We start from the raw sequence: 11,728 nt of genomic DNA on the forward strand, positions 1-11,728 counted from the left end.
CTCAAAGATTTATAAAGTGGCTCAATTATGAGTAAAGCCAGAAATCTACTTTATGTATTTTTAAGCTAACGGAGAAAATAATTTGAGTTCAAAAAATCATGAAAATAAGCAGACCTATCGGTAAAAATGCTAATTTTCTTTACATAATTAAATAGTAATTTCAAATTAACGTATTCTAGAAAAACTTAAATTTCCTCACAAGAGCTAGTTATGGATGAATTTCAACTATACCTGGGAGAAGCAAATAAATTTATAAAAGAGTCTAAAGAAGCAAGACGTATTATCGGATAAATGTTGACAAAAGTACAAGAGTGGACAGAATCAATCATTAGCATAGATTCCACTTTACGCAAGACGTTGGAAAATATAATGAGGAGCTATTATTTAACATGGAGTTTAAAAATCTCATCAAAGTTTTAGTACAATTTTTTTAAAAAATCAGTAGTTTTTGTTAGGTTTATTTATTATGTATACCCGTAATTATCTAGAAGAACAAAACTATTTTCTTGGACAAGGATACGTATATTTACTTTCTCAACAACGTCCACAATATGTTGAATATGCTGGTATACAAGAAGAAATGAGGCCTTTTTTTTACAAAAAAATATATAAAGGAAAAAATAGTAATGAACTTCAAGAACAAATTACCCAAGATGCTAATTTTGCAGCACAAACGTCTCCTAACGTATCCAATTTCTTGTTAGATTTATCTATTAAAATTGGAGCAAAATTGAATAGTCTTAATGAATTAACTCATAAAAAAAATTCAACTTACTTATTAGTTACTGCTCTTGTAGAAAAGTCGCATCATACAATAATAAACCCAAAATTGAGTTCAGAAGCTATACAGATTCTACAACAACCTAAAGGGGATGAAGATTTTTATCGCAAGGCAGGTGATGAATATGTTTATGGATTTGTACACGGCTGTTACTTTAATGCTATTTTTGAAATAACTGGTGATAGCCAAAGTGAAATCAATGATATTAGTTCTATTTTAGAAGTTGAACTAAACAATAGTTTATCTGGAAGTGTTACGGAAGAGCGCAAAAAAGTTTTACGTAAAAGTCAAAATAATTTAAAATTAGAAATTATACAACGAGGACTTAACATTAGTACAGAAATAGACATTACAGATATTAATTCTGTAATAGAATATGTTAAGAAAATAGATGGATATGATACAAGTGCTTATAGCCCTATTAAAGTTATTTTTAACAAATATAAAGACTCATTGATTGTAGCAAATAATATCATTTTTTTTGATACAGATCCCTTTATAAAAAAATTTAATTTAAAAAAAGCAGAGATAGAAAAATTATTCAATTTCGTAAAAGAAAGTGAAAAAAAATTAGAGAATGCTAGACTTTATTTCAAGAGTTTTAACGAAGAAATGAAATTTAGACAGAATATAAATATTATCAAAAAATTCTTAAATGAACAAGCTCCTGTTATTTTAAATAATTTAGCCAACTGTCAAATTGATCAAACACCATTACCAGATTTAGGGAATTTAAATCTTATCAGAATTCCTCAAATTAACTTGGTTATTTCTAGTTTACCTTCAAAAAGAAACATAAATTACAGCAGATTAGATACATTATTATATGAAGGGAAATGGAAAGAAGCAGATCAAGAAACTTTTCGTATCATGCTAATTTTAGCAAAATCTCAAGAATCTGGTTACATTACGAGTTCACGAATATACGAGATACCTTGTGAAGATTTGAATATCATTGATACTTTGTGGAAACACTACTCAAATAACAGATTTGGATTTTCTGTACAAAAATCAATATGGGATAATTTAAAAATAGTAGATCCCTCACAAGAAAAATTAAGCATTTTTGGAGATCAAGTTGGCTGGAGACGTTCAGGACACTGGTTATCTTACGAAAATTTAGATTTTTCATCATTTTTAAAACTTGGATTTTTACCCATAGGGAAATTAGTTGGTGACTATGATAAACATGGGGAATTAAATAATAGTTCTTACTATAACAACAAATTCTTTGGCTATTGGGGGTATCGATCATCAAGTACAACTACTACTGGAATGACTTATACACATTATGAATACTCTCCAATGCCTGATAAATTGCATAAATGTAAAATTCAACTTTAAATAAAAATTATTTTATGAATGGTGCTTTTAATGAAGTAAATGAAGTAATCGATCTCCAATCTTATCTACAAGGGGAGACATATGAACAACAAGAATTTATTGATAGTTTAATTTATAGATTACATAATTTTGGTTTTTTTTATTTGAAAGTAAAACGTGAATTAAATGACGATATATACCATCCAAATATGTTTTTGGAAAGATATATTACTCTTTTTACTGATGTTCTTTCAGAACACCCTTTTCTAAAACTGTATATGGATGCTCCAACAGTAGATGATGGAGGATATAGTCTCGTTTTTTTTCCTGAAGTATCTGATGTAGATGAAAACATAGATTATCCAGATCAACCAATAGAATCAATGTTATCCCTGCCTTTACTTTGGGAATGGTCAAGAAATAAAGGTCTTCCTAAAAAAATTAAAAATTTTCTTAAAGGGACAGAAGATATATATCACATGATTTATAAGCTTTCCTTTATTCTTATAGATGCACTTGAAAGAGGATATAATAATCAACCAGGAAGTTTGAAAAAACTATTTGAGAAAAAAAATAATGGTTCTGTGCGATTTGTTAAATATCACAAGCCAAACTGCTTTACAGATATTGATAATTTAAATATTCATATAACTGAACCTACAATACCCCATATTGATAAAAGTTTCTTTTCGTTTAATTTAGGTGAAACATCTCCAGGTTTGTTTTTAATTGAAGACGGCAAGAAACAAGCTTTGTCAATAAAAAGTGATTGCTTATTAGTAACATCTGGTTCATATTCAGAAGAACTAACATTGGATTCAAAATATCCTATTCGGGGATTTAAACACACTGTTTTAAACAGTGTTGAGCGAATAGTCGGGCTTGGTTTTGTCGCACCAGATTTTTGATAAGTAAAGAATCAAATTGGTCGGATAGCAGAATAATATTGGTATAATTCTGCTACGCAATCACAGTAAGCTCGTTAATTGAAAGAGAGACTCAGTGAATGATTAAATACAAAATCATTATGGTAAACATCCTTTACTAGTAATTAGTACAGGAAAAATTAAAAGCGAATAAATTTTATACAGCTAGTGTCAAGTTACAGCTGATTGCACCGGGGCGACAACTGGAAGAATATATTCACACTCGTAAACATCAATGGGCAAACAGTTCAGCACAATCATCAGCAGATTAACCCTAACTTGAGGGGTACAAAAGTCCAAAACTCGCTGCATTGACCGATTACCAATGGTTGTAGCAACTTGGGCTATGTCATTTAACAGGTTTTCTGGTGGTGATTCCGACTGTTGGCACAACATTGGGAAGTATTCACTGGCGAACCACATTTCATCGTCAGTTAAATCCATCACGTTTTTATTACTACCGCTATGAAGACTATCTAATAGCAGGAGTAATAATTTTCTAAACTTAGCCCAACCGCCCCAAATCTTGGTAAATCGGCTCACCCAGGCTTGGGAGATATCAGCAAGGGAAGCGATCGCAGTTTGGGTAAATTTCTGCTTTGACTGCCACAGTTGGGTAAAAGCGTTGACAATGGCGTGTCCGGTTTGCTGAGAAGCAGTACCAGCTTCCGGGCATAATTGGCAGGCATCAATGCTTTGTAACTTCACATTGGGCAGTTGGTCAGCTAGGAAACTCAGGTCATAGTCAGCACAGAAATAAAAGGTCAGCTGTTCGGTGGGGCGACGGTGAGAACGTAATCGCCCAATTTCTTGGATAATTTCGGCTTGTAGCAGTTCGGTGACATACCTTTGGAAAGTGCTGTTTTCGTCGCCCAGGTTGACTGGTTGCCCTGTCACGGCCTGATATTCTGCTGCCAAAACACCAATATTTTGATACGGAATGCCAAAGCTGGCGATCGCGTCAGCCTCACTAAATCGGTTAACACCGCGACCATCAACAAAGTGACCATATTCTCGGCGGTCAGTGGCAGTGTCAGCGATCGCTTTCCAATCAATAATGCCTAATTGCGAATGCAGTTTGGTCAAAGCTTCCTTGAGGGCATTGACACGGGCTATTAAGGAAGGAGAGCGATACTTGGGCAGTTTACCTAGACCAGTGACATTAATTACAGATAAATTGCCGTAGTCTGGGCGTTGTTGCTCAATCACTAAAACCGGGTCAGAACTACCGAGTTTTAATTTCAACAAACTCTTGGAGAGTGTAGCATCGAGAAAAATATTAAATTGGGCAGAGTTGACCAAATCAATATGCTTGGGATTTCTCAGATAAATGCTCAACACACCCCAAGAACAGCTAAAAGCACCGTTACCTTTCCAGGCTTCCAGGAAATCAGGTAGCCAGTACAAGGGCAAATCTAAAAATTCCTTACCAGCATTACGTGCGCTGTCCCTAGTCACACGTTTAGCAGCATAACGAGCGGCGGCACTTTTTTTGAGTTGCTTGTCGTTGTTAACATCGATAGTGTCTAGGTCTTCTAGGAATTTTAAATCAGGTTGTAAAGCTTGCCGTACAGCCTCAATATCTAAATCTGTGGGGAATGGCGGTAGTATAGCCCGGACACTGGCATCATTAAAGCCGTAGCGGTCAGGAGACTCAATATCTTGGGTGAACAGAGGGTGTAAAGCTTGAATAACAGGCTGTAGTTGAACTAGCAGTGATGGTTCTAGTAGTAACAATTGGCCAAGAGTTTTTTGAAAATCAGCGAGATTGACCTGAAGAGAACGCACGGGTTTAATCAGTGTGCCGGCTTCTTCCCAAATGCGACCCACAGTCAAAGCTTGGTCAGCAACATTGACTAAATCAGTAGGGGTAGAATCAGGGTGCGCCCTGAGTTCTCTTAAGGCGTGAATAGCTGTGCGTTTTTGGAAGCGGAAGCCATAGCCGTCACCAGTAGAAAAACGACACTGATTTTTTAGGGTACAGCCATTACAGATAGGGCTGGTTTCGCTTTCTTCAAAATCTAAACTGGTAAAATTCTTGTTACGAAATGCGTTGAATAAATAAGTTCTGTGACAATTGCCCACAGTATCGGCAGTTTCACCTGGTTTAGTCCAGAGTTGGAAGTCCTCACCTAAAGGAGTTTGGCGGGTAGGGTCAAGTTTAAAGCCGTTATTTCGTACTGGTAGGTCAACGAAATTAGCCTCGATGGGCAGTGTAGATGGGTTTCTGTGGTTGGCATCCTGGTAAAAGAGTTTATCAACGCCAAATTGGGCAGCTGTCAGTTGTCCAGCATTGTAAGATTTGCCTAGTCCTGGGTGGGAATTATCTAAAATGTGTTTCCAGCCTTTGGAGACAGCTTCTAGCCAAGCTCTGATATGTTCTTCAGGCTGGCACTGGATTCTAATATCTTTTGTGACCTCGGTTTTTAGGGGGATATTGCCCGGTTTGTAAATAATAACCTTGGGTGTAGAGGCTGTTGTATTAGGTTTTGGCTGGGGCGGTGTTGATTGTGATTTACCAAAACCTTTAAAGATTGGCTCAAAAGGTGCAAGTGCCTGCTTTAATAAATTTTGGAAGTTGGTCAAGTCTTCTCGGACTTGTCCTAGTTCCCACTGCTCACTGCTAATCAGCCCTTGGTCACGTTGATACGGTTCGTATTGCCGTTGTGGGAATTTAAAGCCGTACTGTTTGGCGATGTGAAACAGTGTCCCAATGCTGATCCCCGCACGTCGGAAGCTGCGAATTTTGGCGCGAATGTTCCAGGTTGTACCCTTAATGCTGGGCGACCACTTTTCAGCAATGATTTCGGCATCCGTTGGCCCGTAGTGATTGACCAGTGCCATCAGCACTTGGCGGCATTCGTCGTAATTACCACTGCCTATTATGCGTGGTGGGATGAGTGAGAGTGCTTGTTGGATTAGTTGGTCAATGTCCCAGCCTTCGGTGTCGGAAATCTCACGAAACTGTTGACGGCGTGACTCAATTTCTTGGATGCGCTGCTGATATTCTTCCCTTTCCTGAAGCGCGATCGCAATTGCTTCAGTGACCCACTCATCTGGTAAAGTAGCTTCGGGATTGACCAGGAGAAATTCTGCTTCAGTGTTCCCGTAGAAAACCCGGCTGGCATCTTTACACGCAGGGTCATGGGGTAACTGCTGCATCAGAGAGCGTGTACAAGCTTCTACAGTGTCAGCACCCTCAACATATTGGGGTAGAAGGAAAATTAGCCGGAATTTATGCCACTCCGGTTTATGACTAGCAGTAGTATAAATTAAAGCACAGTGCTTTTGGATGAAGGGATGGGCTAGAGCTTCTTCAATAGTTAATTGGTGCTTATAAACTTTGATGTAATTGCCATTTTCATCTTTTATTGGCTTGCCCTCTGCATCACGGGCGATATCAGAATTATCGATGTCAAGTAGTAGCCACTGAGAACCTATAACATTGGCCTTACTGCGCCATTTACCACCCAATAAGCCAGCACAGATGGCGTGACCTGCTTTGATGTGTGCCTGAACATCTTCTAGAGTGCCTTCTGTATCTCGGAAGTTAGCCGATAGCTTTTTAAAATCCCAGTCTTTATTTCTTCCTGTGGCGTTATATGCGAACTTGATTTTATTAGCTTTAACAAGTCCTGGTTCTAATGCTTCAACAGGTTTAGTAGTTAATTGTTGATGCTGAAGCGAGTTATGAAATTGTTGTAATGGTGACATTGAGCAATTCCTCCTTGATGTGTGGTGGAGGAATTGGAGCTATCCTTTGGCAGTAATCTCCTAATACAAACTTTCAGAAAAATTAGACCAAAATTACATAAAATTCCTGAACTACTGTTTGTCTCTGAATTGACGGTGTTACAATGGCTTAACACTCGAATCATCTTTGATAAGATTACTATTAGGGATATTAATCCGGCCTTCGCAAAACCAGATACCCCAATTCCATTTGAAAACCTCGCTGTCCTACCGGGACGCGGGGTTTTCGCTGTATGTGACTATTCAGACTTGGCTAACCAAGCCTTGATAAACTCAGTTACTTCCTCCTGTTGAATTACAAATGCAGTGCCTTTTCTTCTAAGAGCCAGAATTTTCATGTTTCCAACTTCAGAATAAAGGTGCGAATTATGATCATCAGCCGCCTTGGTGGGAGGCCATAAGACCAAAACTTTTGCTGAGGGTGTTTTTGTAGCTTCCCTTGAAGACATCCCAAACAAGTCTCTGTTCTTGCTTAACCACTTCTCGTAATCTGCCAATTCAAGCAGTGGGCAGGGATTCCAAACTTTTAGTCCATGCTTGTCTTTCCGCTTAAGCTGCAAAACCTCTCTGGCTTCGTTGTAGATAACCTCCTTATCTCCTATTGAGCGAATTGAGATAAACATATGGACTTTTCGCTCAAATCTCACAAACAAGTCGATAGGATTCTTGTCCTCTACCTTCAGCACCGGAAATACTTGTATTCCTTGGCTTTTAAACTCATCTAAAAGTAAGGTGGTTAATTTTTCCAGCCTCGCCAGTTTTTGAGTTGCTACCAATGGTTTGTAAGCCAATCCAAAAAGTAACCAGCCTAATGGATGAACTGTGCCACCTGTGGCCAGTGCCGCACCACCAGCTGCTAGAGCAATAGTAGACTCATAGTTTTTCGCCTCCCGAAGCATCTCTAATGCCGCTTCGTTGTGCGGCGGGAGTTGAAAATTGCTAGGTGGGTCTTTCACTGTAGTCATTGGAGGCATCAAAAATTGTTTTGGTTACTGACTGACTAATCTCTCATTTTTTTCAGTGGTCATGTATTTTACTTGGGCTAAGTTCAACTGAGAATTTTTGCCCTAATCTTCATCCTGCTTTTTTGATTTGGTTTTTTTTGGGTGTCTTGCTGCGATCGCTTCGGAAGCAAGAATTTTTACCATTTGACTCATAGAGCGTTTTTCAGTTTTTGCTTCAGCAGATATCAATTCATAAAGTGCTAAGTCATCTTCATCAGTGAAATAAATATTTAGTCTAGTTCCTGTGGGCATCGTAACACTATCTGGTGTTGGAATAACCCCATTGTCAGTCTAAACCTTTTACTTGTCACTGGTGTTATACAGTGTTATGATAATACTATAAGCCAGAAAACGACACAAAACAAAGGCAATAGAAGCCAGAAAGTGTATTAATGGCTAGCCAATAGTTGGATATCTGGATTTAGGTCAATTTTTAAATAAATTGGCTCAAATTCTCACAATTAAAGACTTTTAAAAATTCTGAACCATGACAACCACATACACCAATGACAAAAATTGGCTTGTTCAAGCTAACTTGCTTGCCAATTCTGGGATAAATGCCCTGATTGCAGGTAAAGACCCTGGTGCTGGGTATGGCAAAGCAACCTATGGTGATTTTTGTATCATGATGCCTGCTGCTTACTCAGTAGTTCGCAACCGCAACAACCAACTTCACGAAACAATTTCAAAAGATGGGTGCTGGGTGCGTTATGTCGAAGGGTCACGCAAAGACTTGAAAGATGTTCAATTTTTTTGGGGAACTGCGGCGATCGCACAACCTGACCACACCTTATTGCACGACGATAAAGCCAAAAAAGCAGAACTGGCATTAGAAAGCATCCTTGCAGACTTAGCAGTTCTGAATATTCCAGATGGCATGAAACTTTCAATTAGCTTGAGTAACCACAACCCAGAACGTTGGGGAGGAGAAATCAAGCGCAGAGTCCAAGGTACTCACACCTTCCAGCACAAACACCCCGTAAATCGAGAAATTATCACCAAAACAGTTGAGATTGTAGTCACAGGTATTTATCCCGAAGGCTTTGGAAGCATCGCCCATTGCTTATTCGGTGAACCAACCCTAGCCCTAGAAGAATCAGAAATCGCTATCGCCCTCGATATCGGTTCATCCACTTGGTTAATCACTGTGTTCAATGGCAACGGTGCAGTCATAGACCGCTATCTAATTGAAGGTGGATGCGGTGAGTTGCACTCAATGATCGCAGAAGCATTAGACAAGAGAAACGACAAAGTAAGTCTGCTATCCAAAGATGTCAAACATTCACCTTCTTTAGTGAACAAGGGCATTTTAGAAGGGACTTTAACTTACGGAGGAAATCACCTCACAGGCAAGAATTTTGAGACTGAATATAGGCAATGTCTTGATGATTGGTGGGCTACAAGAATTGAGAAATTCGCCAACTTTGTCACCTCTGGTAATTACCTGGATAGAGCTAAATATCTTGTGGCTTGGGGTGGTGGTGTTGCTTTACCAGTGGTGGATCAAAATCTCGCAGGCTTAGGATTTGTAGTCTTACCAAATCCCCAATTCATCAATGCGTTTGGACTGAAGTTATTAACAGAAAACTCAATAGGAGTGTAAACAAGTGGCTGATAAAACGTCCTATGAATCTCGGCGTATAAGCATCTCATACTTAGCAGTTTATGAATTGTGCCAAATGTTTGGTATTCCTCAAGATGCACCAACACAGGCACTATCAGCAGCAGTTGAAAAGCTGATTTTTCAGGGTGGTGTCAATTTACAAACATTACCAAAAAATCAAAATCAGGTATCTACACCAATAGCAAATCAGCCGAATAAGGCAGGAATAGCCTCTATGGTCAGTCAGTTTAAAGGAGTAGCTTCATGAACAACTTGAATAGAGTTTATGACAGTACATTACTAAGTCGCTCTAAAGTCTATCAGATTGATAGAACGCTCTATCAATACCTGTACAAAACAGGCACAATACAAGCACCACAATATATCTTTCGACCACTAGCAGGACAACGAAAGAAAGCAGATTTAAAGCTGAATCATAAAGCTTTAACTACTCGCTGTTATGAAGTTGAAGGAGTGACTACAAAAAGTTCTGTACTCTCTCAAGAATCATTGCAATTATCAATATTTTGATGAGGTGAATTATGAGTAATCAACCATTACCAGAATTGATTGCACAAACCCAACAATTACTCACCCAAATCAGACAGCATCCCCAATTTCTAGCACTGCAAATTGATGCAGATGTCACCATAGGCGATGTTACGCAATTTCTCAACACCCTTGGGTGGGAAGCAACAGCTTGTGCTGTGGATGTATCGAAGGAAGGTTTTTTTCAGTAATGGGGAGAGCGATTGCAATGATTGGTCGTCGGTGCAATCGCCTCACTCGCATCTACGCATCATAGACACAAAAGGATTGTAAATCATGACGAAACCACTTGGATACTACTGCGCTCTAACACCTGGAGATGGAACATATTTAGACTGGTTGCAAGATACTTATGGTTCTGGCCTTGAAGGGATTAATCGCATCGAAAAACTGCATTTTTTGAAAGCGATAACTGATAACTTAATCGCTGCTGAAATCGCTACACAAGGGCAATATTTATTAGAAGAATCAGCCCAAACTATTCAGAAACTTCAAGAGGATTTGTATCAGTACACGCCAATAGGCGACCACTTGGGACTAGCAGAAGCAATCATCAACCAATTGAAACATCAGAAATGAAGTATCAAAAACAGGCCATGCTGGGGTTATTGGGCTTGGGTTTGATTACTGCACCTATGTTCATTAAATTGCCTCAGCAGTTCTACACTTTTTCTGCTGTGTCGGACTTAGAAGCCAGAGAATCTCTTGAACGTTCACGCATCGAACAACGCAAATTGACCAGCGACAAATTAAATGAAACTGGCATATTACCGACCAGTTTGAAACTCAGAATCAGAGGCTATTTAGACAACCCAAAACGCAACCCCAGACCTGATACCAGCTATTACCAGGAGGATGAGCAAGTTTACGTTTATGACTCATCTGGTCGTTGTATAGGACAGATATCAGAACGGCGTTGGCTGTGGAAGTATCACTACAAAAATGTCTGCAATTTATCACCCCCATTAAAGGAGAGTAAATCATGAAAAGTGCAGAATATAAACCTCCAAATGATTCACATTCGACATCTGTAAGTTCCCCAAAAACTAGCAACAAAAGAGTCACTAATTACGCAGAAATCTTAGCCGGGTGGATTGTTGATATCATTGCCCTGCCCGTCACCTTCATTACCCATATCTTTGTCCAGTTCGTCACCCCTGGTTCATCCGGCACAAAGATACTGGGTGCAATGGGTTTCTTTCTTGGCACACTTCTGAGTGCTGATGGAATTTGGCAGACACTCTTTCAAGGAATCCCGATGTTCGCGTGGTTTGAAAAAACTTGGATTGGTTGGTTTGGCTGGCTAACACTACCATTTAACCTGTTTTTCTGGCTGGCATTGGGAATTTCGGCTCTAGTTCAAGTAATGGAAGCCCGGAGCTTACGGGGTAAGCGTCCTGACCAAGCCAGAAGTGAGTTTGAGGAATCCAAACAGTACACCCTCAGCAGTAAACCAACTGCAAACATTGACCTAACTACCGCCCTGTGGCGTGATTATAAAGTGGCAGGCATGAAAGAACGCCATGCTGGAGGGGCAATCGCACTGTTTTTTTGGATATTCGACTTAACCACAACTTTTGTAGGTCGTAACCCATTCGCCTACACCGACCCTGGACAAATTTTAGGATGTTTGGCTTATAACTTCACCACGATGATGGCAGGCGAAATTGGTTACACAATTTGGCGACTAACTAAGTAAGCTCTGGAGCTTTCGGAGCAGGGGAGATTGACACTAACCTCTCCCCTGCACCTCTGCCTCTTATTGAGGGTTTTTAGTTGGAGAAAAACT

The 11,728-nt window shown here is 39.3% G+C and carries 12 protein-coding genes; 9 read left to right on the plus strand and 3 right to left on the minus strand.

Annotated elements, in window-relative coordinates; genetic code table 11:
• The first annotated feature begins 466 nt into the window (after nt 1-466).
• The gene (locus FD725_RS31810) at nt 467-2,125 is read left to right on the plus strand and encodes a GUN4 domain-containing protein (RefSeq protein ID WP_179052158.1); all 1,659 of its coding nucleotides are present in this window, start codon (nt 467-469) and stop codon (nt 2,123-2,125) included.
• Nucleotides 2,126-2,139: 14 nt separating this feature from the next.
• Nucleotides 2,140-3,012, plus strand: a complete 873-nt coding sequence (locus FD725_RS31815; RefSeq protein WP_179052159.1) for a hypothetical protein — start codon at nt 2,140-2,142, stop codon at nt 3,010-3,012.
• A 189-nt stretch (nt 3,013-3,201) separates the two neighbouring features.
• Here FD725_RS31815 and FD725_RS31820 read toward each other — a convergent pair whose 3' ends face one another.
• The 3 genes from FD725_RS31820 to FD725_RS31830 all read right to left on the minus strand — a co-directional run bounded on the left by FD725_RS31820 (nt 3,202) and on the right by FD725_RS31830 (nt 8,039).
• Entirely contained in the window at nt 3,202-6,744 is a 3,543-nt protein-coding gene (locus FD725_RS31820; protein WP_179052160.1) for a PriCT-2 domain-containing protein, read from the minus strand.
• A gap of 278 nt (nt 6,745-7,022) precedes the next feature.
• Complete coding sequence (locus tag FD725_RS31825) at nt 7,023-7,757, minus strand: hypothetical protein (RefSeq protein WP_256872061.1); 735 nt, start codon at nt 7,755-7,757, stop codon at nt 7,023-7,025.
• Nucleotides 7,758-7,850: 93 nt separating this feature from the next.
• On the minus strand, nt 7,851-8,039 hold the full coding sequence (locus tag FD725_RS31830) for a hypothetical protein (protein WP_179052162.1): 189 nt from the start codon (nt 8,037-8,039) through the stop codon (nt 7,851-7,853).
• A gap of 235 nt (nt 8,040-8,274) precedes the next feature.
• Here FD725_RS31830 and FD725_RS31835 point away from each other — a divergent pair, with 235 nt between their 5' ends.
• The 7 genes from FD725_RS31835 to FD725_RS31865 all read left to right on the plus strand — a co-directional run bounded on the left by FD725_RS31835 (nt 8,275) and on the right by FD725_RS31865 (nt 11,638).
• Entirely contained in the window at nt 8,275-9,390 is a 1,116-nt protein-coding gene (locus FD725_RS31835; protein ID WP_179052163.1) for a ParM/StbA family protein, read from the plus strand.
• A gap of 4 nt (nt 9,391-9,394) precedes the next feature.
• Complete coding sequence (locus FD725_RS31840) at nt 9,395-9,658, plus strand: hypothetical protein (RefSeq protein ID WP_256872062.1); 264 nt, start codon at nt 9,395-9,397, stop codon at nt 9,656-9,658.
• On the plus strand, nt 9,655-9,921 hold the full coding sequence (locus FD725_RS31845) for a hypothetical protein (RefSeq protein WP_179052164.1): 267 nt from the start codon (nt 9,655-9,657) through the stop codon (nt 9,919-9,921). The genes FD725_RS31840 and FD725_RS31845 overlap by 4 nt, the downstream gene beginning before the upstream one ends.
• A gap of 11 nt (nt 9,922-9,932) precedes the next feature.
• Nucleotides 9,933-10,130 (plus strand): hypothetical protein, encoded by a 198-nt coding sequence (locus FD725_RS31850; RefSeq protein ID WP_179052165.1) that lies wholly within the window; start codon nt 9,933-9,935, stop codon nt 10,128-10,130.
• 85 nt (nt 10,131-10,215) lie between these two features.
• Nucleotides 10,216-10,518, plus strand: coding sequence for a hypothetical protein (locus FD725_RS31855; protein ID WP_179052166.1), 303 nt, complete (start codon nt 10,216-10,218; stop codon nt 10,516-10,518).
• The gene (locus FD725_RS31860) at nt 10,515-10,925 is read left to right on the plus strand and encodes a hypothetical protein (protein WP_179052167.1); all 411 of its coding nucleotides are present in this window, start codon (nt 10,515-10,517) and stop codon (nt 10,923-10,925) included. Before FD725_RS31855 ends, FD725_RS31860 begins: the two co-directional genes overlap by 4 nt.
• Nucleotides 10,922-11,638, plus strand: coding sequence for a hypothetical protein (locus tag FD725_RS31865; RefSeq protein ID WP_179052168.1), 717 nt, complete (start codon nt 10,922-10,924; stop codon nt 11,636-11,638). The genes FD725_RS31860 and FD725_RS31865 overlap by 4 nt, the downstream gene beginning before the upstream one ends.
• The last annotated feature ends 90 nt before the right edge of the window (nt 11,639-11,728 follow it).

Source organism: Nostoc sp. TCL26-01 (assembly GCF_013393945.1).
Classification (GTDB): Bacteria; Cyanobacteriota; Cyanobacteriia; order Cyanobacteriales; family Nostocaceae; genus Trichormus.